At 63.6% G+C, this 25,088-nt stretch carries 18 protein-coding genes and 1 riboswitch; of the genes, 5 read left to right on the top strand and 13 right to left on the bottom strand.

Translation table 11 applies throughout. From position 1 onward, the window contains the following. Nucleotides 1-14 precede the first annotated feature (14 nt). On the bottom strand, nt 15-896 hold the full coding sequence (locus NKH21_RS12095) for an HpcH/HpaI aldolase/citrate lyase family protein (RefSeq protein ID WP_352865100.1): 882 nt from the start codon (nt 894-896) through the stop codon (nt 15-17). 3 nt (nt 897-899) lie between these two features. Next, nucleotides 900-1,391 carry a MaoC family dehydratase gene (locus NKH21_RS12090; protein ID WP_502903444.1) on the bottom strand — a complete coding sequence of 164 codons (492 nt, stop codon included), beginning with the start codon at nt 1,389-1,391 and terminating at the stop codon, nt 900-902. A gap of 110 nt (nt 1,392-1,501) precedes the next feature. Between NKH21_RS12090 and NKH21_RS12085 the strand changes: the two genes are divergently transcribed. After that, nucleotides 1,502-2,623, top strand: a complete 1,122-nt coding sequence (locus NKH21_RS12085; RefSeq protein WP_352667944.1) for a DUF2336 domain-containing protein — start codon at nt 1,502-1,504, stop codon at nt 2,621-2,623. Here the strand turns inward: NKH21_RS12085 and NKH21_RS12080 are convergent. Together NKH21_RS12080 and parE are read right to left on the bottom strand one after the other, a co-directional pair. Then, nucleotides 2,620-4,686 (bottom strand): FUSC family protein, encoded by a 2,067-nt coding sequence (locus NKH21_RS12080; protein ID WP_352865098.1) that lies wholly within the window; start codon nt 4,684-4,686, stop codon nt 2,620-2,622. The two genes, NKH21_RS12085 and NKH21_RS12080, sit on opposite strands and share 4 nt — an antisense overlap. A 42-nt stretch (nt 4,687-4,728) precedes the next feature. Next, the gene (gene parE / locus NKH21_RS12075) at nt 4,729-6,780 is read right to left on the bottom strand and encodes a DNA topoisomerase IV subunit B (protein ID WP_352865096.1); all 2,052 of its coding nucleotides are present in this window, start codon (nt 6,778-6,780) and stop codon (nt 4,729-4,731) included. Between the two features lie 273 nt (nt 6,781-7,053). Here parE and NKH21_RS12070 point away from each other — a divergent pair, with 273 nt between their 5' ends. Continuing rightward, nucleotides 7,054-8,223, top strand: coding sequence for a GGDEF domain-containing protein (locus NKH21_RS12070; RefSeq protein WP_352865093.1), 1,170 nt, complete (start codon nt 7,054-7,056; stop codon nt 8,221-8,223). Between the two features lie 71 nt (nt 8,224-8,294). On the opposite strand, the gene gcvP is transcribed toward NKH21_RS12070, so the two are convergent. The 3 genes from gcvP to gcvT are packed head-to-tail and all read right to left on the bottom strand — an operon-like array spanning nt 8,295 to nt 12,614. Further along, nucleotides 8,295-11,105, bottom strand: coding sequence for an aminomethyl-transferring glycine dehydrogenase (gcvP, locus tag NKH21_RS12065; protein WP_352865091.1), 2,811 nt, complete (start codon nt 11,103-11,105; stop codon nt 8,295-8,297). 16 nt (nt 11,106-11,121) lie between these two features. Next, complete coding sequence (gene gcvH, locus NKH21_RS12060) at nt 11,122-11,490, bottom strand: glycine cleavage system protein GcvH (RefSeq protein ID WP_352865088.1); 369 nt, start codon at nt 11,488-11,490, stop codon at nt 11,122-11,124. Nucleotides 11,491-11,495: 5 nt separating this feature from the next. Further along, nucleotides 11,496-12,614, bottom strand: coding sequence for a glycine cleavage system aminomethyltransferase GcvT (gene gcvT / locus NKH21_RS12055; protein WP_352865085.1), 1,119 nt, complete (start codon nt 12,612-12,614; stop codon nt 11,496-11,498). Between the two features lie 148 nt (nt 12,615-12,762). Beyond that, nucleotides 12,763-12,849, bottom strand: a riboswitch (glycine riboswitch). A gap of 213 nt (nt 12,850-13,062) precedes the next feature. On the opposite strand from gcvT, the gene NKH21_RS12050 reads away from it, so the two are divergent. Further along, nucleotides 13,063-14,061: a hypothetical protein gene (locus NKH21_RS12050; RefSeq protein ID WP_352865082.1), complete on the top strand. Its 999-nt coding sequence runs from the start codon at nt 13,063-13,065 to the stop codon at nt 14,059-14,061. A 25-nt stretch (nt 14,062-14,086) separates the two neighbouring features. Here NKH21_RS12050 and NKH21_RS12045 read toward each other — a convergent pair whose 3' ends face one another. The 6 genes from NKH21_RS12045 to NKH21_RS12020 all read right to left on the bottom strand — a co-directional run bounded on the left by NKH21_RS12045 (nt 14,087) and on the right by NKH21_RS12020 (nt 18,863). After that, nucleotides 14,087-14,896 (bottom strand): molybdopterin-binding protein, encoded by an 810-nt coding sequence (locus NKH21_RS12045; RefSeq protein WP_352865079.1) that lies wholly within the window; start codon nt 14,894-14,896, stop codon nt 14,087-14,089. 1 nt (nt 14,897) lies between these two features. Then, nucleotides 14,898-15,776 (bottom strand): cytochrome b/b6 domain-containing protein, encoded by an 879-nt coding sequence (locus NKH21_RS12040; protein WP_352865077.1) that lies wholly within the window; start codon nt 15,774-15,776, stop codon nt 14,898-14,900. A gap of 101 nt (nt 15,777-15,877) precedes the next feature. After that, the gene (locus tag NKH21_RS12035; RefSeq protein ID WP_352865075.1) at nt 15,878-16,555 is read right to left on the bottom strand and encodes a DUF1345 domain-containing protein; all 678 of its coding nucleotides are present in this window, start codon (nt 16,553-16,555) and stop codon (nt 15,878-15,880) included. A 5-nt stretch (nt 16,556-16,560) separates the two neighbouring features. Further along, nucleotides 16,561-17,028 (bottom strand): YaiI/YqxD family protein, encoded by a 468-nt coding sequence (locus NKH21_RS12030; protein ID WP_352865072.1) that lies wholly within the window; start codon nt 17,026-17,028, stop codon nt 16,561-16,563. Between the two features lie 66 nt (nt 17,029-17,094). Further along, nucleotides 17,095-17,664, bottom strand: coding sequence for an S-(hydroxymethyl)glutathione synthase (gene gfa / locus NKH21_RS12025; protein ID WP_352492736.1), 570 nt, complete (start codon nt 17,662-17,664; stop codon nt 17,095-17,097). Nucleotides 17,665-17,735: 71 nt separating this feature from the next. Further along, a complete protein-coding gene (locus NKH21_RS12020) occupies nt 17,736-18,863 on the bottom strand; it encodes an S-(hydroxymethyl)glutathione dehydrogenase/class III alcohol dehydrogenase (protein ID WP_352865070.1) in 1,128 nt (375 codons plus the stop codon). A gap of 212 nt (nt 18,864-19,075) precedes the next feature. Here NKH21_RS12020 and NKH21_RS12015 point away from each other — a divergent pair, with 212 nt between their 5' ends. Together NKH21_RS12015 and dnaE are read left to right on the top strand one after the other, a co-directional pair. Next, nucleotides 19,076-21,088, top strand: coding sequence for an acetyl-CoA carboxylase biotin carboxylase subunit (locus tag NKH21_RS12015; protein WP_352865068.1), 2,013 nt, complete (start codon nt 19,076-19,078; stop codon nt 21,086-21,088). Between the two features lie 470 nt (nt 21,089-21,558). Continuing rightward, complete coding sequence (gene dnaE / locus NKH21_RS12010) at nt 21,559-25,086, top strand: DNA polymerase III subunit alpha (RefSeq protein ID WP_352865066.1); 3,528 nt, start codon at nt 21,559-21,561, stop codon at nt 25,084-25,086. The last annotated feature ends 2 nt before the right edge of the window (nt 25,087-25,088 follow it).

Below are 25,088 nucleotides of genomic sequence, written 5' to 3'. Positions count from 1 at the left end.
GGCGCGGAACAGGCTTAAGCGCCAAGCCCAGCCACCCCGGCCCGCGCCAGGAGCCGCTCGGCGAGCTTGAGATGCGGCCGGTCGTACATCTTGCCGTTGATGCCGACGACGCCCGGATTCCCTGCCGCCTTAAACGCCTCGACGATCGCCAGCGCGCTTCTCACCGCTTGCGCCGAAGGCGTGAAAGCAGCGTTGATGACCGGCACCTGCACCGGATGGATCGCCATCTTGCCGGTGAAGCCGTCGCGCTCGGCCTCCGCGCATTCGGCCTCGAAGCCTGCCATGTCACGAAAGTCCGGAAAGACTGTGTCGATCGCCGCGACCTCCGCGGCACTTGCGGCGAGGATGGTCATGGTGCGGGCGAGGCGGAACACATCCGTGTAGCGGCCGTTCGCGTCGCGCGCGGCGCGCGCGCCGATTGCCGCCGACAGATCTTCCGCGCCCCAGGTGACGCCGACAAGCCGCGCGCTTGCATGGGCGTAGGTCGCTGCGGCCAGAACGCCGGCGGCGGTTTCAGTGATGATCGGCAGGATCTTTATAGCTCCATCCGGCAGGCCGCTTTCAGCTTCGTGCACCCTGAGCTTGGCCGAGAGATGCTGGACATCCAGTCCGCTGTTCGACTTAGGCAGCATGATGCCGTCTGGTTTTGCTGGCACGAGCGCCGCCAGATCGTCGTCGGTCAGTCCGGTCGAAAGATCGTTGACGCGAACATAGATCGCGGGGCTGGTCCGGTGCCTGTGCCCGGCGATGAAACGCGCCGCTGTGTCGCGCGCCAGATCCTTGTCTTGCGCGGCAATCGAATCCTCGAGATCGACGATGACCACGTCGGCGCCCACGCCAAAGCCCTTCTCCAGCTTCTTTTCCGAATCGCCGGGAACGAAGAGAAGAGAACGCATCGGCTATCCCTTTTTCATCATCATGGCTTGCCTCGTGCATTTGGCAACCAGCACGTCGTTCTGGTTATAGGCGCGATGCTCGAGCTCGACGATGCCGCGGTCCGGCTTCGACCTGGATTCACGCACCGAGACGACAGTGGTCTCGACGCGAATTGTGTCGCCATGGAAGACAGGATGCGGAAATACCGTCTCCTTCATGCCGAGATTGGCGATGGTGGTGCCGACGGTGATGTCGTTGACTGAAATGCCGATCATCAGGCCAAGCGTGAACAGCGAATTGACCAGCGGCTTGCCCCATTCGCTCTTCGCCGCGAAGTCGAAGTCAATGTGCAGCGGCTGCGGGTTCAGCGTCATCACCGAAAACAGCATGTTGTCGCTTTCGGTCACGGTTTTGCGCAGCGTGTGCTTGAACACATGGCCGACGACGAACTCGTCCAAATAAAGTCCGGCCATTGTCGATCTCCTCCGCCGCTTAAGGGTTGATAGGCGTTGCATACCGGGCTCGCAAGCCAGTTAACGAACATGGTGAACCGTTCGTAAACCATTTGTGCCTACGGTCTCGACAGGGGCCAGAAGCGTTCTGGCAAAGGGCGTAAGCAGGCGACATGGTCGTTTCGCATTTCCTGAAATGGATCCACACGGCGAAGGTGTCGGAGCGCGCTGCGGCGGCAAGCGCGCTGGCTCGCGCCTATGTCGACTCGGACTTGCCTTTCGAGGACCGCTGCGCTGCCGAGGCGGCGCTGACATTGCTGCTCGATGACGCGTCGTCGAAGGTGCGGCTGGCAATCGCCGACGCGCTTTCCATGAGCCACCACGCGCCGCCGCAGATCGTCAGCGCGCTGGCTTCGGACCAGCCCGAGGTGGCCGCTTTGGTATTGGCGCGGTCGCCGCTGCTTACCGATGCCGACCTGATCGACCGGGTTGCCGGCGGCCAGAAGGCGACGCAGAAGGTGATCGCCAACCGGCCACGCGTCTCGATGTCGGTTGCGGCGGCGATCGCCGAGATCGGCGAGCCGGAAGCCTGCGCCACGCTGCTCGCCAACAGCGGCGCCGACATCGCATCGATCAGCTTTCGCCGCATGGCCGAGCGGCACGGCCATCTGCCTCTGGTGCGCGAGGCGCTGATTGCCGACGCACGCCTGCCCGCCGATTGCCGGCATTTGCTGCTGGTCAAAGTGGGCGAGACGCTCAAAGGTTCGCCGCTGGTGCTGGCGTTGATGGGCGCCGCCAGGGCCGAGCGCGTCACCCGCGATGCCTGCGTCAAAGCTTCCGTGACATTGATCGAAGGCACGCGTGCCGAGGAACATACAGCGCTTGTCGAACATCTGCGCCTGCGCGGCGACCTGACCGCAAGCTTCGTCATCCGCACCATCGCCCACGGCAAGGTCGACTTCTTTGGTTCGGCGCTGGTCGCGCTCAGCCAGCAGTCCGAACAACGGGTGAGCGCACTGCTGGCCGGGGGGCATGACATAGCGTTGCAGGCACTGTTCCGCAGCGCCGGGCTTACCGCCGCCACCCACGCAATCATCCTGCGCGCGCTGAAGGTCTGGCGCGAGGTCGCCAATGGCAAACGCCTCGCCGGCGTCCAGGAAGTCAGCTGGCTGATGCTGAAGGAATTGGGCGGGCAGTCCGCCGAAGGCGATCTCGCCGGGCTGGTCAAATCGATCCACCTCGATGCGCTGCGCGTGAACGCGCGCGGCCACGCGCTGGCGATCGCCGCTGCTTAAACCCGGTCCTTCGCGAAAAAATCCGGAAAATCCTCGATAGCGGCGGCGATGATGCGCAGCGAGGCGGCGATCTGCAGCATTTCGGCTGCTTCGCTTCGCTCCGCGATGCCTGCTGCATATTGCCTGGCGACGGCGACGGTCGCCGTCGGCGGCTCGCCGGGCCGCCTGAACAGCAGTTCGCGCGCCACACCGCGCAGGAAATTGGCGATGGAAAGTGCTGTTTCAGGCGGGATCGCGGAACTCTGTTGCGCGTTGCGCAGCCGCAGGATTTCGAGGCCGACAGTAACGGCAGCAATGCCGCCGGCGAGAACGGCGTCGCCTTTCTCGCCGGCGTTCTGCAGCAGCGGCATCAACTGATTGACCCGATCATAGGCAAGGCTCTCGAAAGCCAGCCGCCGCGGCATACGCTCATGTAGACAGAGGCGGGCAAGATCTTCGCGCATGGCTTGCAGGATGCGATTGACGGTGACCCAGGGGTCGGCGGGCAGCACGATGGCGAAGACGCCGATCGCCAGAAGAATGCCGACCAGGACCGATGCCGAATTGGCGAAGAACGGAAACGGATCGTAGGTCATCGCCTGATGTGGGCTGAGGAAGGCGAGGAAATTGATGGCAAAGGCCGTTGCCACGCCGACATAGCGCGGATTGGCCATGCCCAGTGCCGCTGGTACCAGGATCGGGACGACAAAGACCATGAACCATCCGAAGCCTGGCAAAGCCGGAAGCGCCAACTGGCCGATGAGAAACGCAAAGGGCAGGGCGAGCAACGTGCCCTCGAAGAAGTTCCATGCCGACCGGATCGGATCGGGGCGAGCGGCAAACAGGCTGGAGACGACGGCGACCAGAATGACCGTGCCCGTCGCGTCCGACCATTTCGTAGCCAGCCAGAAGCCGGCGACCAGGAGCGTGGCGATTGCTGCGCGCACGGCATTGCGCGATGCCGCACGGTAATCGCGGTGCACCACCAGCGCCGGCTGCCGCCGTTCGCGACTGGCACGAGACGGGGGAGAGCGGAGTGCATCCAGGCCGCGCAGCACTTGCTGCATGGCCTCGGCGAAGTCGGCGGCAATGGTTAGGCGGGTGACAGTGCCAGCCCAGTCAGTGTCTTGCCCGGCCGCGATGTCAGGCATCTGCCGCGCCTTGCCGGCGATTGCGTCGAGCCGCGCCACCCAGGGCGCCGTATCGTCCAGCGCGCCCGACTTGGCTACCAGTTCGCCGACAACGGCCTGCAACTCGGCGCGAACGGGGATGAGGGCTGCATTCTTCGGAGCGGCATGGGCATGCAGCGCACGCGCCGCTGACAGGGCCGACAGAAGCTGACCGATGGTACGCCGGACCGGATAGGCGCGGGTGGCGAGGCTGGGCCCCTCCAGCCTTGCGTAGGTGCGCATCTCGCCGAGCGTCTGGACATCGCCGATCAGCTTGCTGTGCAGCCCGGCAAGCTTTTCCGTATCGCCGCCGGAAAAAGCGCCGTCCGCGTAGGCCGCCAGGTCGAGAATGCTGCGTTTCAGTCTTGAAATGATGGCGTCGGCGGCCAGTTTCGGCAGGATCAGCCGGCTGGTAAGCGCAGCGCAGAAGATACCAAGCACGATTTCCGCGCAGCGCGCCACGGCGAGATCGATGACGAGGTGCGGCTGGCCGAAAGCCGGCAGGCCGATGATCATCGCGGTGTAGCCGGCAAGCGCCGCGCCATAGGCCTCCGGATTGCGTAGCAGCGACGAGACCAGCGTGCAGATGCCGATCCAGACGGCAAGAACTGCAACCAGCAACCACGAGTTGGCACCGAAGACAGTGGTAATGCCGATCGCCGCCAGCGCGCCGGCAAGCGTGCCGAGGAGACGATAAAACCCCTTCGCCAGCACCATGCCGGCGACCGGCTGTGCGACGATGAACACCGTCATCATCGCCCATTGCGGGTGGTCGAGCTTCAGCGCATAGGCGGCCAAAAGCGCGATGAGGCCGGCCGAAACGGTGCGCAGGGCAAAGATCCAGTCCGAGCGCGTCGGCCGCGTCAGGCCAGCGATCCGCGTGCCGATATCGTCCTTCAGCCGCGCCCAGGTCAAGTGCTCGTCTCCAGCTCAGAAGGCCAAGCTAGCGGCGGGAGCTCAGATATCCAGCACTTCCGTCTCGGCGAATTCCGCGCGTTCCTGGATGAAGCGGAAGCGGGCCTCGGGCTTGGTGCCCATCAGGGCGTCGACAGCATCCTTTGTCGCCGCCTCGGCGTCGATCACATCGACCCGCAGCAGCGTGCGCTTTTTCGGGTCCATGGTGGTTTCCTTGAGCTGAGCAGCCATCATTTCGCCCAGCCCCTTGAAGCGGCCGATTTCGACCTTGCCGCGCCCGGTGAATTCGGTGCGCAGGAGTTCGTCCTTATGCGCATCGTTGCGGGCATAGGCGACCTTGCCGCCTTGCCGGATCGAATACAGCGGCGGCACCGCCAGATAGAGATGGCCGCCGCGGACCAGGCTTGGCATCTCCTGGTAGAAGAAGGTGATCAGCAGCGAGGCGATATGGGCGCCGTCGACGTCGGCATCGGTCATGATGATAACCCGATCGTAACGCAGGTCCTCGTCGCGATATCTCGAGCGCGTACCGCAGCCAAGCGCCTGGATGAGGTCGGATATCTGCTGGTTGCCGGCCAGCTTGTCGCTGCCGGCGCTGGCGACGTTGAGGATCTTGCCGCGCAGCGGCAGCACCGCCTGGCTGGCGCGGTCGCGCGCCTGCTTTGCCGAACCGCCGGCCGAATCGCCCTCGACGATGAAGAGCTCGGCACCGGCGGCGGCATTCTGCGTGCAGTCGGCGAGCTTGCCGGGCAGGCGCAGCTTGCGCACCGCACTCTTGCGCGACACTTCCTTTTCCTGGCGGCGGCGCACCCGCTCGTCGGCGCGCGCGATCACCCATTCGAGCAGTTTCGACGCTTCCTGCGGATTATCGGCCAGCCAGTGGTCGAACGGGTCGCGGATAGCGCTTTCGACGATGCGGATCGCCTCGATCGTCGCCAGCCTGTCCTTGGTCTGGCCGACGAATTCCGGCTCGCGGATGAACACCGATAGCATGCCCGCTGCAGAGATCATCACATCCTCGGAAGTGACGATCGAGGCGCGCTTGTTGCCGACTAGATCGGCGTAGGCGCGCAAGCCGCGCGTCAGGACGTTGCGGAAGCCGGCCTCATGCGTGCCGCCTTCGGCGGTCGGAATGGTGTTGCAATAGGAATTGATAAAACCGTCGCCGCCGAACCAGGTCACGGCCCATTCGAGCGAGCCGTGACCGCCCTGCTTCTCGCTCTTGCCGGCGAACATTTCACGGGTCACCTGGAATTCGTCGCCGAGCGAGGCTTTCAGATAGTCCTTGAGGCCGCCCGGAAAATGGAATTCTGCCTTGGCCGGCGTCGTGTCCTTTTCCTTGATCAGCGAGGGATCGCAGGTCCAGCGGATTTCGACACCGCCGAACAGGTAGGCCTTTGACCGCGCCATGCGGTAGAGCCGGGCCGGCTCGAACGCAGCACCCTTGCCGAAAATCTGCTCGTCTGGATGGAAGCGGATCTTCGTGCCGCGGCGATTGTGCACCTCGCCGAGCTGCTCAAGGCCGGTCACCGGAACGCCTCGCGAGAAGCGCTGGCGATAGAGCTTGCGCCCAATCGCGACCTCGACCTCGAGATGGTCGGACAGTGCGTTGACCACGGAAACGCCGACACCGTGCAGACCTCCCGAAGTTTCGTAGACCTTGCTGTCGAACTTGCCGCCTGAATGCAGCGTCGTCATGATGAGTTCGAGCGCCGGCTTCTTGAATTTCGGGTGCGGATCGACCGGAATGCCGCGGCCATTGTCGGTAACGGACAGGTATCCATCGGCGGAAAGCTCGACATCGATGAAGGTCGCATGGCCGGCGACCGCCTCGTCCATCGAATTGTCGATGACCTCGGCAAACAGATGGTGCATCGCCTTGTCGTCGGTGCCGCCAATGTACATGCCCGGGCGCCGTCGCACCGGCTCCAGCCCCTCCAGCACCTCGATGTCGGCGGCACTGTAGCTCTCGCTGGCGTCGCGGGGCGCCGGCCGCTTCGCCGCCTGCACCAGCGGGTCGGCCGGGCGCGCGGCGGCGCGAGCCGGTTGCGGCTGCTTGTCCAATTTGGCGAAAAGATCGTTGTTGTCGTCCATGCCGGTCCTGGATTCCGATGCTGCGAATCACCACCCGATACTGCCACGCTTTTCGCGGGCAGGCGACGGAGGTTCCTGTTACGTTCGAGGATAGAGCCTCTTACTGCAAAACCATTCGACAACCAAGCGGCGGAAATGGGGTCGAAGCCTAGAGCATCGACGCTTTATAAACCTTGTCCGAAGGTTACGCCGCAAGGTTGGCTGAAAAACGAGATCCGCGAACTGTCGCTGACCTAGAATGCAGCGGAACCCTCAAGAGGCTGTCGCTTAAGCATGTTGGATTACAGTTCGCTCCTGCTCGCGGCGGCGCTGTCGGGCACGTGCCTCAGCATCACCATGTTTGCGATCTGGTTCACCGCGCCACAGGCACGCTTTGTGCTGACGGTGGCGTGCGGCATTCTCGTGCTCGTCGCACATGTAGTGTTGTTCTGGCATTACACCAGGGATCCAAGCGCCTGGCTTTGCCAGATCGTGCTTGCGCTTCTCAGCCTCGGTTTTCTGATTATCTGCCTGTCGGCCATGCAATATCTCGGCATGCGCGACTACAGGCGCGCCATCTTGCCGACCTTGCTTGCGATGGCTGTTTGCGCGGGCGCGACATATCTTGGGTTTGATGGCGTCGGATTTATTGTCACCTACGCGACGGTAACGGCGCTGCTCTCGCTCATCGGAGCGATGTTCTGGATTGAGGGTGGTCACGATCGCCGGATATTGCTGGTCGTCTCGTTCCTGAGCGGCGTCTGTGCCCTGTCGTTCGGACTTTGCGGCGCGGTCTTGTTGGTCAAGGGCCAATGGGTGCTCGGTGTAGCACCGGACAATTGGGCCGAGCGGGTGAATTCCGTCGTAGCCGTCGCCTGCATGACCGGGCTCGGCGCATTGACGCTCTCCCTGCACCATTTGCAGGCGCAGATCGAATTGAAGGCCGAAACGATGACCGATCCATTGACCGGGCTGATGAACCGGCGGGCGTTGACGGCACTCTACGGCGAGCGGGTCTTCGGTCCGTTCATGTCCGTCGCCATGTTCGACCTCGACCATTTCAAGAGGACGAACGACGTATTCGGTCACCCGGTCGGCGACCAGGTTCTGCGCCGCTTTGCCGCCGTCATCAGGAAATACGCCAGAACCGGCGTCGACGCCTTCCGGTTGGGCGGCGAGGAATTCGTCCTCGTCATGTCGCGGATGACGGAAGAGAAGGCCTATGATGTTGCGAGCAAGATCAGCGTCGCCTTCGGCACGGAAGTCGTGGCCACCCAACTTGGTCCGTTGCGAAGCACAGTCAGCGGCGGCATCGGCTTTGGCGGAACAAGCGGCACCGGTCTCGACGATGTGCTGGCCGAAGCCGACGCAGCACTCTATGCGGCAAAGCGCGCCGGGCGAAATCGCGTCGTCGCCCGGGACCGCGCGAGCAAGGCCGACGAGCCGGCCTTGCGTTCTGCCTGATTGGGATTTCTATCTTCTTGTTAGACCCATGATCTTGTCCGAAAACCGGATTGCCTTTTCGGAATCATGATCTACTCCGCTGCGCCCAGATATTCCGACAGCGGCGGACAGGAGCAGACAAGGTTGCGGTCGCCGGCGACGTTGTCGATGCGTGACACCGGCGGCCAGTATTTTGCCGCCGTATCGGCATCGCCGGCGGGGTAGGCCGCTTCCAGACGGGAATAGGGATGGGTCCACTGGCCGGCCAATGCCTCGGCGGCGGTGTGCGGGGCGTTGACCAGAGGATTGTCGGCCAACGGCCATTCGCCCCTCGCCACCTTGGCTGCCTCGCCGGCTATGGCGATCATCGCCTCGCAGAAGCGATCCAGCTCGCGCTTGGGCTCGGACTCGGTCGGCTCGACCATCAGCGTGCCGGCCACCGGGAATGACATGGTCGGCGCGTGGAAGCCATAGTCGATCAGCCGCTTGGCGATGTCGTCGACGCTGATGCCGGCGCTGTCCTTGAGCACGCGGGTGTCGAGGATGCATTCATGCGCGACGCGTCCGTTGCGCCCCTTGTAAAGCAGGGGGAAATACTCGCCAAGCCGGGTCGCCACATAGTTGGCGGAGATGATCGCCGTCTCGGTCGCTTGCTTCAGGCCGGAAGCGCCCATCATGCGAATATACATCCAGGTGATCGGCAGGATGCAGGCACTGCCGAACGGTGCCGCCGCCACGGCATGGGCCGAGCCTTCGGTGACGTGGCCGGGCAGATATGGCTTCAGGTGCGCCTTGACGCCGATCGGTCCGACGCCAGGGCCGCCGCCGCCATGCGGGATGCAGAAAGTCTTGTGCAGGTTCATGTGGCAGACGTCGGCGCCGATATCGCCGGGACGGGCGAGACCGACCAGCGCGTTCAGGTTGGCGCCGTCGAAATAGACCTGGCCGCCATGGCTGTGGACGAGGGCACAAAGGTCGCGCGCGCCTTCCTCGAAGACGCCATGCGTCGAAGGATAGGTGAACATCAGCGCCGCAAGGTTGTGCGCATGCTCGGCCGCTTTGGCTTGCAGGTCGGCCATGTCGATATTGCCGTCTTCGGTGCAGCGCACGACGACGACGCTCATGCCGGCCATGGCCGCGCTTGCCGGATTGGTGCCATGCGCCGAGGACGGGATCAGGCAGACGGTGCGATGGCCTTCGCCGCGCGACAGATGATAGCCGCGAATGGCGAGCAGCCCGGCATATTCGCCCTGGCTGCCGGCATTGGGCTGCAGGGTCACCGCGTCGAAGCCAGTGATCTCCGCCAGCCAGCCTTCCAGCTCCTCGATCATGGCGCGATAGCCTATCGAATGGTTTGCCGGGGCGAAGGGATGCAGGTTGGCGACATCAGGCCAACTCACCGGCATCATTTCGGCGGCGGCGTTGAGCTTCATGGTGCAGGAGCCGAGCGGGATCATGGCGCGGTCAAGCGCCAGGTCCTTGTCGGCCAGCCGGCGCAGGAAGCGCATCATGTCGGTTTCCGAGTGGTTTTCGCGGAAGACGGGCTGGGTGAGGAACTCCTTGCCACGCGGTTTTCCTGGCATGGAACTGCCGGCGGCAACGCCGGCCTTGGCGCCGAAAAGTGCTGCGATTGCCTCCAGATCGGCTTCGGTGGAGGTCTCGTCAAAGCTGATGCCGACATGGTCGGCGTCGATGACGCGCAGCAGCCGGCCCGTCTTTTCTGCGGCGGCGGCAATCGCGCCGGCTCTGCCCTCCACTTCCACGGTCACCGTGTCGAAGCGGCTGTCGCCGAGCACCGAAACGCCCGCTGCCTTGAGGCCGGCAGCCAGGCGGTTGGCCAGCGTGTGGACGCGGCCGGCAATCGCCTGCAGCCCGGCAGGGCCGTGCCAGATCGCATAGGCCGTCGCCATATTGGCGAGCAGCGCCTGTGCGGTGCAGATGTTGGAGGTCGCCCTGTCGCGGCGGATATGCTGTTCGCGTGTCTGCAAAGCGAGGCGGTAACCGGGACGGCCCTTGCTATCCGTCGACTGGCCAACGAGCCGGCCGGGCATCAGCCGAGTCAGCCTGTCGGAGACGGCGCAATAGGCGGCGTGCGGCCCGCCAAAGCCCATCGGCACGCCAAAACGCTGCATCGGGCCGACGGCGATGTCGGCGCCAAGCCTGGCCGCCGCATCGGTCAGCGTCAGGCCGAGCGGGTCGGCGATGAAGACGACCAGCGCGCCGGCAGCACGGGCCTTGTCGATCGCTGCCTTGTGATTGCCGTACACGCCGAATGTATCGGGCCAGGAGACCAGCAGGGCGGCGGTGTTGTCGTCGATCACCTCGCCGTCCACCTCGATGCCAAGCGGCTCGGCACGGGTGCGCACGACGTCCAGCGTCTGCGGGTGCGGCGTGCCGGCCAGTGCCACCTTGGTGCGCTTGTCGCGATGATGGCGCAGCGCGATGCCGACAGCTTCGGCCACCGCCGTCGCCTCGTCGAGCAGCGAGGCCGACGCCACCGGCAGGCCGGTCAGTTCCGTCACCAGCGTCTGGAAATTGAACAGCATTTCCAGCCGGCCCTGGCTGATCTCGGCCTGGTAAGGCGTGTAAGCGGTATACCAGGCCGGGTTCTCGAACAGGTTGCGCTGGATCACCGGCGGCACATGGACGCCATGATAGCCGGTACCGATGAAGCTCTTCAGCACCGTGTTCTTTGCCATCGTCGCCGCGAGCTCGGTCAGCGCTTCCGCTTCGCTTGCGGGCGCGGGCAGGGCCAGCGGCCGGTCGAGCCGGATCGACTTCGGCACTGCCTGGCTGATCAGCGTCTCGACCGAAGGAACGCCGATCGTCGCCAGCATGGCTCTGACGTCATGGAGGCCCGGGCCGATATGGCGAGCCGAGAAGGGATAGGGTGCTGCGGTCATCTTCCTGGTCCTGCTATCAACCAATATGGGCTTTGTAAGCGGCTTCATCGAGGAGCCCGTCGAGCTGGCTTTCATTGGCCAGCTTCATCTTCCACAGCCAGCCGTCGCCGGTTGCCGCCGAATTGACGAGCGAAGGATCCGATGACAGCGCGGTGTTGGCCTCGGTGATCTCGCCGTCGACCGGCGCGTAGACATCCGATGCGGCCTTGACCGATTCGACCACTACGGCGGTGTCACCCTTGGCCAGTTTTCTGCCCAATTCCGGCAGCTCGACAAAGACGAGGTCGCCGAGCTGCTGCTGTGCGTAGTCGGTGATACCGACCGTGGCGATGCCGCCCTCGACGCGCAGCCATTCGTGATCTTCGGTGAAATAGGTCTTTGCCATTGAAATCATCCTTTGCGGTAGCGATGGGGCGTGAAGGGCAAGGGGTGGATGTCGACCGGGATTTTCGTCCCGCGGACATCGGCGAACAGTTTTGCGCCGGATTTGGCAAGCGGCGTCTGGACGTAGCCCATTGCGACCGGATGACCGGCCGAGGGGCCGAAGCCGCCTGAGGTGACATGGCCGGCAGGGTTGCCGTCAGTATCGAAAAGGGCAGCGCCGGCGCGCACCGGCTGGCGGCCTTCCGGCTTCAGGCCGACGCGTTTTTGCGCCGGGCCGCGCTCCAGGATGGCGCGCAGCGCATCGGCGCCGATGAAGGCGCCAGAGGCGCGCACCTCCTTGGGAATGGCCCACATCAGCCCGGCGCTGGCCGGATCGATCTCCGGCGTAATGTCCAGCCCATGCAGGCACAGTCCGGCTTCCAGCCGCAGGCTGTCGCGGGCGGCAAGGCCGACCCATATCACGCGCTCGTCCTCGAGCAGCTTGGCGACGAGGTTTCTTGCATCTGCTTCCGGCAGGCCGATCTCGAAGCCGTCTTCGCCGGTATAGCCGGACCGGCTCATGAACCATTTTTCGCGCGGCTCGATGCCGTGCATGAACACCAGCGAACCGGTCTCGATGCCGGCGCGGGAAAGGGCAGCCCACGCCTCGGGGCCCTGGATAGCCAGGAAGACGCGGTCGAGTGCGTCCACCTTCACGTCGAAATCGCCCTCTGCATCGAAATCCCCGGCCAGTGCGCGCAGATGTTTTTCGTCGGCGGCGGCGTTGCCGGCATTGGCGACCATCATGAAGCGCTCGGCGCCGAGCCTGGTGACGATCAGATCGTCGAGTATCCCGGCCGCCTCATTGAGGAAGAACGTGTATTTGGACTGGGAAACCTCAAGCGCGCCGGCGTCGAACGGGCAGGCGCGGTTCAGAAGCGCTGCTGCCCCCGGACCGCTGATTTCGAACAGCTTCATGTGCGAGATGTCGAACAGGCCGGCATGCTCGCGGCTGTGCAGATGCTCTTTCATCACACCGGCCGGATAGGTCAGCGGCATCGACCAGCCGGCGAAGGCGCCAAAGCGCGCACCGGCTGCCATGTGCAGATCTTCGAGGGGAAGGTGTTTGGTGTCGTCGCCCGTCATGTCATCTCCAGAGTCGCACGCAAGCGGCCGCGAATGGCGACCAGTCCGTGCCCCTCTGTCTGAAGCCTGAGAGACTCGCGCCCCGTAACTCTGTCGGCAGCGCTTACACCTTCGGCGCGGGGGCAAGCCCCGACTTTCCAGAGTGTCTTTCCCGTCTACGGTTCTTTTGCCTGAGAGATTTCGGGCGATTTCCCCTTCGGCGGCAGCTCTCGCTGCTCTCTCCCGCAAACAGGTAGGACTCGATCAAGAGCCCTCGACTCGTCATCCATAGCCCGTGGACGACACCTTGTCACCTGCCAGCGACGTTTTTACTGGCAAGTCTTCTGCGGGCCTTCTTTAGAGGCAAGACAGGCAAGCCTTCGCTAACCACGCCGCTTGCCGGTTTCTCAAGACCTTGCCGATATACCGGATAGGGGCCGGCAATTACCGGCGGCGGGCGGGGAAGAAAATGGGCGAATTGATCATGAGCGCGCCGGTGGCCGGGCTGACTTCGAAAAATCGGATCACGGCGGAAGACGTGGTCATGCTGCGCCGCGAAGTGTTCGGCGACGGCGTGGTAACGCGCGGCGAGGCCGAGGCGCTGTTTGCGCTGGATGCAACGGCGAGGGACAAATGCGCGGAATGGCTCGAGTTTTTCGTCGAGGCCGTCACCGATTTCATCGTCCACCAGGAAAAGCCGGCGGGCTATGTTTCGCAGGACAATGCCGACTGGCTGATCCGGACGATTTCGCGCGACGGCATGGTCGACAGCCAGACCGAACTCGAGCTGCTGGTGCATGTGCTGGAAGTTGCCAAATCATCGCCGAGCACGCTTTCCGGCTATGCGCTGGAGCAGGTCGCTCATGCGGTCGTGGACGGCAAGGGGCCGCTAATGGCCGGCGGCAGGCTTATCCCTGGGTCGATTGCCAAGGCTGAGGTCGAGCTGTTGCGCCGCATTCTTTACGCCTATGGCGGCGATGGCAACATCGCCATCAGCCGCGCCGAGGCCGAAGTGCTGTTCGAGATCAACGAGCGGACAGCGGCGGGTGACAACGATCCGTCCTGGAACGATCTGTTCGTCAAGGCGATCGCCAATTTCGTCATGTGTTCGGCCGGCTACGAACCGCCGGTGCGCGACGTGGCGCTGCGCCGGGATTCGTTCTTCGAGCAGGCCGATCCGGAGATCGGCGGTTTCTTCAGCCGTATGGTGTCGGGCGGCCTGTCCGGCATCATGGAGGCCTATCGTTCACCGGGCGACGTCGAGGCCGAATGGGAATCGAGGAACAAGGCAGCCGAGGCTCTGGCCCGCCGCGCCGAGACGGTCGACGCCGGCGAGGCCAAATGGCTCGCTGAACACATCGGCGACCGGCCGCTGCATGAGAACGAGCGCGCGTTGCTGACGCTGATCAAGCACGCCTCGCCGGAAATCCATCCGGCGCTCAAACCGCTGATCGACAAGGTCGCCTGAACAAAAGCCACTAATTCGTCGGTCGTCAGATGCCGCCGTACCAGTCGTAGCCATTGTCCTCCCAATAGCCGCCTCTGCCGCCGCCGATATTGGCAAAGCCGTCGACCAGCTCGATCTTGTAGAGATATTTCGGCATCTTGTAGCCGAGTTGGCGCTCGACGCGGACGCGCAGCGGCGCGCCGTTCTCGACCGGCAACGGCTTGCCGTTGAGGCCATAGGCAAGGATCGTCTGCGGATGACGGGCATCGATCAGGTCGATCGAGCCGTAATATTTGATATCGCCGGCAAGGCTGCGGTCGATCGTATCGAGGCAGTGGAACATGACATAGCGCGCCTGCGGCTTGACCACGGCCTGGTCGAGCACCAGCGACAGCGGCGTGCCGGTCCATTTGGCAATGCAGCTCCAGCCTTCGACGCAGTCGTGGCGGGTGATCTGCGTGCGGCTCGGCATGGCCATCAGCTGCTCGCGGCTCAGCGACAGCGGTTTTTCGACGAGGCCTGAAACCTCCAGCCGCCAGTCGGCGAAATCGCTGGCGAGGAGGCCCTTGTAGTAGTCGTCGTCCGGTGCGGTGACACCGTTCGGCCGCTGCGGCTGGCGAATGTCGGCCTCGGTGAACTCCGGCGCCAGCGCATCACGGCCGGCAAGCAACCGCTGCGCCCGCCAGGTCAGGCCATTGGCGCTTTCGAGGCAGCTACGCAGGCTGTCGCCGACGCCAAGCTGGCCGTCGAAGGCGTCGCAGCCCGACAGCATGATGCCGGAAAGGCCGAGGCTGGCCGAAGTCAGGAATTTTCTTCGGCTTATCTGTAGCTTGGGGCTGATCTCGAATTTCGCCATGTCAGGCACTCCTCTCTGGCGCATTGTCGCCATGTGCCGGCGGGTCGGTTCGGTACCAGCCGGTGATGATGGAGCGCAGCTCGTTGATCGGGCCGGCGGCCAGGATCATCAGGATGTGGATAATGAAGAAAGCGACGAGCAGCAGCATCACCGTGAAGTGGATGGTGCGCGCCGTCTGTCGGCCGCCGAGCACGTCGTTGAGGAACGGCAGCACCGAATCCATGCTCGGCGACATGGCAAGGCCCGTGATGATCATCAGCGGCAGCAGCACGAACAGCACGCCGCCATAGGCCATCTTCTGCAACGTGTTGTAGTCGCGCGTGTGATGGAATCTGAACCTGGCGTGCTCGACAATGTCTCGCGGCAGGCGCTTGAAATCGTCGAGGCGCGGAGCAAGATCGCGGCGCAGATGGCCGTTGATCAGGCTGGCGACCAGCCAGACCAGTAGCGTGGTGGTCAGCACCCAGGCGAAGAAGAAATGGACGACGCGCGCGGTGCCGAGATCGTAGTAGGAAGGGATCGTCGCCCAGGACGGGAAGGCGCGGGAGGTCTCCTGGCCGGCCGGACCCGACCAGCCGAGCACGCCAGTGGTATCGAGGCGCTTGCCGAAGATGTCGGTGTAGCCGCGCGGGCCGCTTGCGGTGTTCTCGGCGCCGATGGCGAAGATGGTGTTGTTGTAGCCAAAGCCCGACTCCTTGCCGACGTAGAGCTGCGGGCGGGCGTTGAAGATCTGCAAGCCGGAAAGCAGCATGAAGAACAGCGCGATCGCCCACAGCCAATGCGTCAGCCGCGTCCAGCGCGACTGGCGATAGATCAGCGTCGCATCGCTCGGCGCGGCGGTATCTGCTCCGGCGGCTTGGTTTCTGGCAAGCGATTCCATCTGTTGTTCCCTCCGGCCGCGTGTTCGCCGCGGCCTGTCAGATCTCTTCTCCTCCCAATACGTCGCCAGCTTAAGCGATGTTTCACCCGATCACGGATTTATTACGGATTGCCGAGGCTGACGGCGAGATTGACCGCGGCTGCCACGATGACCGTGTTGAAGAAGAACGACAGGATCGAATGCACAAGCACGACACGGCGCATTTGCGAGCTCGTGATGTTGGTGTCGGCGGTTTGCGCTGTCATGCCGATCACTGTCGCAAAATAAAGGAAATCCGAGCCTTGCGGCCGTTTGCCGCCCGGGAAGTCGAGGCCGCCGACCGGAATCCTCTTTTTGGTGTCGCCATCCATCGCATCGCCGTCCATCCAGTAGAGATGCGCGTAGTGAAGTGCGGCCATGGCGTGGATGGTCAACCAGCCAAGCGGGATAGACAGCAGCGCCACCGTAAGCTCGACGGCGTCCACGCCCTTCTCCCTGTTGATCAATTGAAACAACGAAATGATGGCAATAGCCACGACAACCAGAGTGACCGCGAAGATGGCCAGTACCGGCAGGTCGGTGTCGCCTGCATTCTTGCGCAGATAGCTGCCGGTAAGCCGCGGCATGTGGGCGATGACAAGAACGAGATAGGCGGCAAAGAACACGTTGGCGCCGATCGAATAGGCAAGCGGCGCGCGCCAGATCAGCGCCGCGCCAAAGGCTGCCACGCCGATGCATGCCGACAGCGCGAACAGCGTGTGGCGTTGCATGGGCATTTTGGTCGGGGTGCCGGTCGTCATGGTTCTCAGTCCGCTGAGGCCGATTTCAGCGCTCGCCGCAAGATGCGGTCAAGCTCGCCAAGGAACCGCGAGCGGTCCTGCGGGGCGAAGCTCGAATTGTAGCCCTTACTTTCGCCGGTCTCGCGCAGATGCTGCTTGAGGTCGCGCATCGCCACCGCCATGCCGATCGTTTCCGGCGTAAATGGGCGTCCCGTCGGGCCGAGCACATGGGCGCCAAGCGCCACCGCACGGGCGGCAAGCGGGATGTCGGCGGTCACCACAATGTCGTTGGACCGGGCATTTTCGACGATCCAGTCGTCGGCGGCGTCCGCACCCTTGGAGACGACGACATTGCGGATCATCGGGTCGCGCGATGGACGCAAGCCGCCATTGGAGACGAAGGTGACGATGATGCCGTGCCGCTCGGCGACTTTTTCGACCTCGGCCTTCACCGGGCAGGCATCGGCATCGACGAGAATGGCGGGTGCGGGCATCGTTGTTCCAAATGTGAAAGAGCCGGGCGATGTCGCCCGGCTCGATCGATGATATCCGAGCGGCTACTAGGCCGGCAACGCGCCGGATCTCTTGGCCGTCCAGGTGGCGATATAGTCCATCAGGCCGGGATTGAGGCAATCATAAGGTTCGAGCCCGATCGACTTCAGCTGTGACCTTATGCCGTCCATGCGGCTCGGATCGACACCGGATTCAATGATCGAGGAAACAAAAGCGGTGAAGCCCGGCGGCGACCAGCCGTCTTCCTGGAAGCGTTCGGGATGGATGAAGGACAGCCCCTTGAAAGCGTGGTCGCGCTCGACCGGGCCGTGCATGTGGACGCCGCAGCCGGTGCAGGCATGGCGCAGGATCAGCGCGCCCGGATCGACCACCTTCAGCTTGTCGCCGTTTTCGGTCACCGTCACGTCGTTTGTAGCGGCAACCGCCACGACCGAGAACAGTGCGCCTTCCGGCTTCCAGCATTTGGTGCAGCCGCAGGCATGGTTGTGGGCGATCTGGCCCTTGACCTTCACCTTGACCGGGTTGCTGGTGCAGGCGCAGACCAGCGTGCCGCCGGCAAAATCGGCCTTTTCCCGTGGCAGTCCATTGTCGATTTTAGGATGCAGTTTTTCCGGCATTTTTGTCTCCTCCCGTTTTGAACATCTGCATTTTTCGGCCGCTGGCTGGTTAGCCGGCGGCTTTCTCCTCCTCAGTAAACCACCACGCTCCTGATCGACTTGCCTTCATGCATCAGGTCAAAACCCTTGTTGATGTCCTCGAGCTTCAGCGTGTGGGTGATCATCGGATCGATTTCGATCTTGCCGGCCATGTACCAGTCGACGATCTTCGGCACGTCGGTGCGGCCGCGCGCGCCACCGAAGGCGGTGCCCATCCAGGTGCGGCCCGTGACCAGCTGGAACGGCCGCGTCGAGATCTCCTGGCCGGCGCCGGCAACGCCGATGATGACCGACTTGCCCCAGCCGCGATGCGACGATTCAAGTGCCTGGCGCATGACTTTGGTGTTGCCGGTGCAGTCGAACGTGTAGTCGGCGCCGCCGATCTGGTCGGCGCCGCGCTTGGTCATGTTGACGAGATGAGCCACGACATCGCCGTCGATCTCCTTCGGATTGACGAAATGCGTCATGCCGAATTTCTCGCCCCATGCCTTCTTGTCGTTGTTCAGGTCGACGCCGATGATCATGTCGGCGCCGGCCAGGCGCAGGCCCTGGATGACGTTGAGACCGATGCCGCCGAGGCCGAAGACGACGGCCGTCGCGCCTTGCTCGACCTTGGCCGTGTTGATCACAGCGCCGATGCCGGTGGTGACGCCGCAGCCGATGTAGCAGATCTTGTCGAAAGGGGCGTCGGCATTGACCTTGGCCACCGCGATCTCGGGCAGCACGGTGAAGTTGGAAAAGGTCGAGCAGCCCATATAGTGGAACAGCTTGTCCTTGCCGATCGAGAAGCGCGAGGTGCCGTCGGGCATCAAGCCCTGTCCCTGCGTGGCGCGGATGGCGGTGCAGAGGTTGGTCTTGCGCGACAGGCAGGACGGGCACTGCCGGCATTCCGGCGTATAGAGCGGGATGACGTGGTCGCCCTTCCTGACCGAGGTGACGCCCTTGCCGACGTCGACGACGATGCCTGCGCCCTCATGGCCGAGGATCGCCGGAAACAGGCCTTCCGGGTCGGCACCCGACAGCGTGAACTCGTCGGTGTGGCAGATGCCGGTTGCCTTGATCTCGACCAGCACCTCGCCATCGCGGGGACCTTCGAGGTCGACCTCCATGATCTCCAGCGGCTTTCCGGCGGCGACGGCGACAGCGGCGCGCGTTTTCATCAGGCAATCCTCCCAAGACAGTCTGCAATCCAGGTTAGATTTAACTTACCATTCAGCTCTGCGCTATGCACGAAGCGACGTTCTGACTCCGGATTTTCGTCAGCGCCGGCCGATTTGCATCCGGGATAGGCTCCGACTTGCCTTGACCGGCCCCCTGAAGCCCATAAAACGGGAAGCCCGTAAAAGACGGGCAGTCGAGGGACGAGGCCTGCATGTTCTCAAAGATCCTGGTCGCCAACCGTGGCGAGATCGCCTGCCGCGTGATCAAGACGGCGCGCAAGATGGGCGTCGCCACCGTCGCGGTCTATTCCGACGCCGACCGCGACGCCATGCATGTCGAAATGGCCGACGAGGCGGTGCATATCGGGCCTTCGCCTGCTGCGCAAAGCTATCTGGTCCCGGAAAAGATCATCGCCGCCTGCAAGGCTACAGGAGCCGAGGCCGTGCATCCCGGCTACGGCTTCCTGTCGGAGCGGGCATCCTTCTGCGAAGCGCTGGAGCAGGAAGGCATCGTCTTCATCGGCCCGAAGCCCAAGGCCATCAAGGCGATGGGCGATAAGATCGAATCGAAGAAGTTCGCCAATGCGGCCAAGGTGTCGACGGTGCCCGGCTGGCTCGGCGTCGTCGAAAACGCCGCCCATGCCGAAAGGATAGCCGGCGAAATCGGCTATCCCGTGATGATCAAGGCCTCGGCCGGCGGCGGCGGCAAGGGCATGCGCATCGCCTGGAGCAAGGCAGAGGTGCGCGACGGCTTCGACCGGGCGCGGTCGGAAGCCAAAAGCTCGTTCGGCGATGACCGCGTCTTCATCGAAAAATTCATCGTCGACCCGCGCCATATCGAAATCCAGGTGCTCGCCGACGCGCATGGCAACACGCTCTATCTCGGCGAGCGGGAATGCTCGATCCAGCGCCGCAACCAGAAGGTCGTAGAGGAGGCGCCGTCGCCCTTCCTCGATGCCAAGACCCGCAAAGCCATGGGCGAGCAGTCGGTGGCGTTGGCCAAGGCGGTCGACTACCAGAGCGCCGGAACGGTCGAATTCATCGTCGATAGCGACAAGAACTTCTATTTCCTGGAAATGAACACGCGGCTGCAGGTCGAGCATCCGGTGACGGAACTGGTCACCGGCATCGACCTGGTCGAGCAGATGATCCGCGTGGCAGCCGGCGAAAAGCTCGCCATCAAGCAGAGCGACGTCAAGTTGAACGGCTGGGCGGTGGAAAGCCGCCTCTATGCCGAAGACCCGTATCGCAACTTTCTGCCGTCGATCGGCCGGCTGACAAAATACCGGCCGCCGGAAGAGGGAAAATTCGGCGAAATCGTCATCCGCAACGATACCGGCGTCACCGAAGGCTCGGAAATCTCGATGTTCTACGACCCGATGGTCGCCAAGCTGTGCACCTGGGCGCCGACACGGCTGGCGGCGATAGACGCGATGTCGGAAGCGCTGGACAGTTTCGTCGTCGACGGCATCGAGCACAACATACCGTTCCTGGCGGCGCTGATGCAGCATCCGCGCTGGCGGGAAGGTCGGCTATCGACCGGGTTCATCGCCGAGGAATACCCCGACGGCTTCGCGCCGATCGTGCCAGACGCCGAGGAGAAGTCGGTGCTGGCCGCGATTGCCACCGCGGTCGAACTTCTGCGCCGCGACCGGCTCGACCGCCTGGGCGGGCGGCTGGCGCCGCATTCGGGCGCTTTGAAACGTGATTGGGTGGTGAAGATCGGCCGGGATTATCTTTCGCTCGCCATCGTCGAAGGCATGATTTCCGTTCCGATGGAGCTCGATCTCACAATCGACGGCGGCAAACCGCTGACCGTGGCATCCGACTGGCGGCCGGGCGATCTCATCTGGCGCGGCACGGTCGGCGGTCGCAAGGTCGCGGCGCAGGTCAGGCCGGTACTGAACGGGTTCCGCATCGCCTGGAAAGGCATGTCGGTGACAGCCCGCGCCATGCTGCCGCGCACTGCCGAACTCGAAAGGCTGATGCCTGAAAAAATCGCGCCGGACACTTCGAAGATGCTGCTCTGCCCAATGCCCGGGCTCGTCGTGTCGATCGCCGTTGTCGAGGGGCAGGAGGTCAAGGCCGGCGAGACGCTTGCAGTGGTCGAAGCGATGAAGATGGAAAACGTGCTGCGCGCCGAGCGCGACCTCATCGTCTCGAAGCTCAACGCCAAGCCCGGCGACAGCCTTGCCGTCGATGCGGTGATCATGGAATTCGCGTGAGGGTGAAAAAAACCGCCTGAGGCTAGCCTGGGACGTTGGAGATTAGCGAAAGCCGAGGTGACGGCCAATCTCCCCCCTCGTGGGGGAGATGTCCGGCAGGACAGAGAGGGGCGCGAAGAAACGCGACCAGACAATTCGTTGGGCAACGAGACAGAATTCGCATTTTTTTGCCGCCACAACGTATTTTGTTCTTGCTTTGTGCCGGCAGCTATGCTACTAATTTGGGTATGGTGCTAATTGGCTCCAACGACCCGCCTTTGAGGCGGGTTTTGTGTTTCCTGGCCCGAGGTTGGCGGGACAGCGCCCCTCTCTGTCCTGCCGGACATCTCCCCCACGAGGGGGGAGATCGGCAGTTGCGGCGGCTGCTCTAAACGTCCAAAGCTCCAATCGCTACCGCTGGACTCGTGGTACCCGGTGCCGGACAATACATCTTCATCAACTGAGTCCTTGTGAGGCGGCGCGAAAAAACCATGGCGGATGAGAGACTTCCACGCGATCCCTTGCTGCGCGAGGCCTATGCAAAGGCGTCACGGGCGGAGGCGGCGGCGCGTCGGTTCATTCATCTGCGCGTGCATTCGGCCTATTCGCTGCTCGAAGGCGCCTTGCAGCTCGGCAAGATCGTCGGCCATGCAGTGCAGGACGAGTGCCCGGCAATCGCCGTCACCGACACCAACAATCTGTTCGGCGCACTGGAATTCGCCCAGAAGGCGGTAAAGGACGGTATCCAGCCGATCATCGGCTGCCAGATCGACCTCGCCTTTTCCGGCGAGGCGAGCGACAGCCAGCGCGACCGCAGGCGGCAAGGGCCGGAGATGCGGCCGGTCGTCCTGATCGCCGCCACCGAGGCCGGCTACGGCAATCTGGTCAGGCTGGTCAGCCGCGTCTACCTCGAGACACCGCCCGGCGAAGCGGTGCATCTGACGACCGAGATGCTGCAGGGCCACTCCGACGGTCTGATCTGCCTTACGGGCGGGCCGCGCGGTCCGATCGGCACTGCCTTGAAAGAGGATCGCCGCGAACTCGCCGAGACCCGGCTCCTGGCGCTCAAGGGCCTGTTCGGCGACCGGCTCTATGTCGAGCTTGAGCGGGTGTCCGGCTACGACCGCGCGATCGAGCAGTCGTCGGTCGATCTCGCCTACCGCCATGATCTGCCGTTGGTTGCCACCAACGAGGCGTTTTTCTTCTCTCGTGAAGACTATGACGCGCATGATGCGTTGATCGCCATCGCCGAAGGCTCCGTGGTTGCGGCCGACAATCGCCGCCGCCTTTCGCCCGACCACTTCCTGAGAAGCCAGGCCGACATGGCGAGGCTGTTCGCCGACCTGCCGGAAGCAATCGACAACACCGTCGAGATCGCGCTGCGCTGCTCGTATTACCCGAAGACACGCAATCCGATCCTGCCGCGCTTTGCCGGCCGCGATGTCGCCGACGCCGATGCTGCGGTCAAGGCGGAGGCGCACGAGCTTGCCAGGCAGGCGCATGAAGGGCTGGAGGCGCGGCTGGCGGCGCACGGGCCGACGCCCGGCTATACCGTCGAGCAATATCGCGAGAGGCTGGATTTCGAGCTCGGCGTCATCGAGAAGATGAAATATCCGGGCTATTTCCTGATCGTCGCCGACTTCATCAAATGGGCCAAGGCGCAAGACATTCCGGTCGGGCCGGGCCGCGGTTCGGGCGCCGGCTCGCTGGTTGCCTATGCCACGACCATCACCGACATCGATCCGCTGCGCTTTTCGCTGCTGTTCGAGCGCTTCCTCAATCCCGACCGCGTGTCGATGCCCGACTTCGACATCGACTTCTGCCAGGACCGGCGCGAGGAGGTCATCCGCTACGTCCAGCAGAAATACGGCCGCGACCAGGTCGGCCAGATCATCACCTTCGGCACACTGCAGGCACGCGCGGTGCTGCGTGACGTCGGCCGCGTGCTGCAGATGCCTTACGGGCAGGTCGACAAGCTGAGCAAGATGGTGCCGTCGAACCCGGCCAATCCCGTCAAGCTTGCCGATGCCATCGCCAACGAGCCGCGCTTTGCCGAAGAGGCGGAGCGTGAGCCGATCGTGCAGACGCTGCTCGATACGGCGCAGAAACTGGAAGGTCTTTATCGGCACGCCTCTACGCACGCGGCCGGTATCGTCATCGGCGACCGGCCGCTGTCGGAGCTGGTGCCGATGTACCGCGATCCGCGATCGGACATGCCCGTCACCCAGTTCAACATGAAGTATGTCGAGCAGGCCGGGCTGGTGAAATTCGACTTCCTTGGCCTGAAGACGCTGACGGTGCTGGACAGGGCGGTCAAGCTGATCCGCCGCCGCGGCATCGAGATCGATCTCGCCCACATTCCGCTCGACGACCCGGAAACCTACGCCATGCTGTCGCGCGGCGAGGTGGTCGGCGTGTTCCAGGTGGAAAGTGCCGGCATGCGCAAGGCGCTGATCGGCATGCGGCCCGACTGTATCGAGGACATTATCGCGCTGGTCGCGCTCTACCGGCCGGGGCCGATGGAGAACATACCGACCTACAATGCCAGAAAGCACGGCGAAGAGGAGATGGCGTCGATCCACCCGAAGATCGACCATCTCGTCAAGGAGACGCAAGGCGTCATCGTCTACCAGGAACAGGTGATGCAGATCGCGCAGGAGCTCTCCGGCTATTCGCTGGGCGAAGCCGATCTGCTGCGCCGCGCCATGGGCAAGAAGATCCGCGCCGAGATGGACAAGCAGCGCGAGCGCTTTGTTTCGGGTGCGGTCGAGCGCGGCGTCGGCAAGCCGCAAGCCGACTTCATCTTCGACCTGCTGGCAAAGTTTGCCGACTACGGTTTCAACAAATCGCATGCCGCCGCCTATGCCGTCGTCTCCTACCAGACCGCGTATCTGAAGGCGCATTACCCGGTCGAATTCCTGGCCGCGTCGATGACGCTCGACATGGGCAATACGGACAAGCTCGCCGATTTCCGCCAGGATGCGCTGCGCCTCGGCATCGAAGTGGTGGCGCCGTCGGTGATGACGTCGTTCCGGGATTTCGAGGTCGGCGAGAACCGCATTTTCTATTCGCTGGCCGCGCTCAAGGGCGTTGGCGATGCGGCGGTCGAGCACATCGTCGCCACGCGCGGCGAAAAACCGTTCAAGAGCCTCGCCGATTTCTGTGAAAGGGTCGATCCGAAGATCGTCGGCAAACGTGTTTTCGAAAGCCTGATCATGGCCGGCGCGCTCGACTGCTTCGGTCATGACCGCGCGGCGATGATGGCCGGCGTCGAGCGGATGATGGGGCTGGCGTCCTTGGCGCAGCAGAACGCCGTCACCGGCCAGCACGACATCTTTGGCGCCTCGCTCGGCGCACAGTCGCAGGCACTCAACCTGCCGGCGACCGAGCCCTGGCTCGCCGCCGACCGCCTGCACCGCGAATTCCAGGTGGTCGGGTTCTATCTCTCGGCACATCCGCTCGACGAATACAAGGCGGCGCTGCAGAAAATGCGGGTGCAGACCTGGGGCGAGTTTTCGGCCGCCGTCAAACGCGGTGCTGCCGCCGGCCGGCTCGCCGGTACCGTCACCACCAAGCAGGAGCGCAAGACGCGCACCGGCAACAAGATGGGCGTCGTGCAGTTTTCCGACACGTCAGGCCAGTATGAAGCGGTGCTGTTTTCCGAGGGGCTGGCGCAATACCGCGACCTGCTCGAACCCGGCCGCTCGGTGGTGATCACCGTTTCGGCCGAGGACAGGCCTGAAGGCGTCAATCTGCGCATCCAGACCGTGCAGTCGTTGGAGGACGAGGCAAGCCGTATCCAGAAAGCGTTGCGCATCTTCGTCAGAAATGACGCTCCGGCATCGACAATCCAATCGCAGCTTGGCCAACGTGGCGACAGTCAGGTGAGCATCATCGTCATCAAGGAAGGCGGCGAGGGCGAGGTCGAGATCGAGTTGCCCAACCGCTACCGCGTATCGCCGCAGATAGCGTCGGCGATGCGGGCGGTGCCGGGCGTGGTCGAGGTGGAACTGGTCTAAGA

The sequence above is a fragment of the Mesorhizobium sp. M1329 genome, assembly GCF_040318035.1.
In the GTDB taxonomy this organism is placed as follows: domain Bacteria; phylum Pseudomonadota; class Alphaproteobacteria; order Rhizobiales; family Rhizobiaceae; genus Mesorhizobium.
The sequence above is the reverse complement of the archived record's forward strand: the minus strand, read 5'-3'. Positions and strand labels throughout refer to the sequence as shown.

What these genes read in the sequence shown, in the direction of transcription:
- NKH21_RS12050 (WP_352865082.1), top strand. Translation starts at nt 13,063, where the DNA reads ATGGGCGAATTGATCATGAGCGCGCCGGTGGCCGGGCTGACTTCGAAA.
- NKH21_RS12070 (WP_352865093.1), top strand. Translation starts at nt 7,054, where the DNA reads ATGTTGGATTACAGTTCGCTCCTGCTCGCGGCGGCGCTGTCGGGCACG.
- NKH21_RS12085 (WP_352667944.1), top strand. Translation starts at nt 1,502, where the DNA reads ATGGTCGTTTCGCATTTCCTGAAATGGATCCACACGGCGAAGGTGTCG.
- NKH21_RS12040 (WP_352865077.1), bottom strand. Translation starts at nt 15,776, where the DNA reads ATGGAATCGCTTGCCAGAAACCAAGCCGCCGGAGCAGATACCGCCGCG.
- dnaE (WP_352865066.1), top strand. Translation starts at nt 21,559, where the DNA reads ATGGCGGATGAGAGACTTCCACGCGATCCCTTGCTGCGCGAGGCCTAT.
- gcvP (WP_352865091.1), bottom strand. Translation starts at nt 11,105, where the DNA reads ATGACCGCAGCACCCTATCCCTTCTCGGCTCGCCATATCGGCCCGGGC.
- NKH21_RS12035 (WP_352865075.1), bottom strand. Translation starts at nt 16,555, where the DNA reads ATGACGACCGGCACCCCGACCAAAATGCCCATGCAACGCCACACGCTG.
- NKH21_RS12020 (WP_352865070.1), bottom strand. Translation starts at nt 18,863, where the DNA reads ATGAAAACGCGCGCCGCTGTCGCCGTCGCCGCCGGAAAGCCGCTGGAG.
- gcvT (WP_352865085.1), bottom strand. Translation starts at nt 12,614, where the DNA reads ATGACGGGCGACGACACCAAACACCTTCCCCTCGAAGATCTGCACATG.
- parE (WP_352865096.1), bottom strand. Translation starts at nt 6,780, where the DNA reads ATGGACGACAACAACGATCTTTTCGCCAAATTGGACAAGCAGCCGCAA.
- gfa (WP_352492736.1), bottom strand. Translation starts at nt 17,664, where the DNA reads ATGCCGGAAAAACTGCATCCTAAAATCGACAATGGACTGCCACGGGAA.
- NKH21_RS12090 (WP_502903444.1), bottom strand. Translation starts at nt 1,391, where the DNA reads ATGCAACGCCTATCAACCCTTAAGCGGCGGAGGAGATCGACAATGGCC.
- gcvH (WP_352865088.1), bottom strand. Translation starts at nt 11,490, where the DNA reads ATGGCAAAGACCTATTTCACCGAAGATCACGAATGGCTGCGCGTCGAG.
- NKH21_RS12095 (WP_352865100.1), bottom strand. Translation starts at nt 896, where the DNA reads ATGCGTTCTCTTCTCTTCGTTCCCGGCGATTCGGAAAAGAAGCTGGAG.
- NKH21_RS12045 (WP_352865079.1), bottom strand. Translation starts at nt 14,896, where the DNA reads ATGGCGAAATTCGAGATCAGCCCCAAGCTACAGATAAGCCGAAGAAAA.
- NKH21_RS12030 (WP_352865072.1), bottom strand. Translation starts at nt 17,028, where the DNA reads ATGCCCGCACCCGCCATTCTCGTCGATGCCGATGCCTGCCCGGTGAAG.
- NKH21_RS12015 (WP_352865068.1), top strand. Translation starts at nt 19,076, where the DNA reads ATGTTCTCAAAGATCCTGGTCGCCAACCGTGGCGAGATCGCCTGCCGC.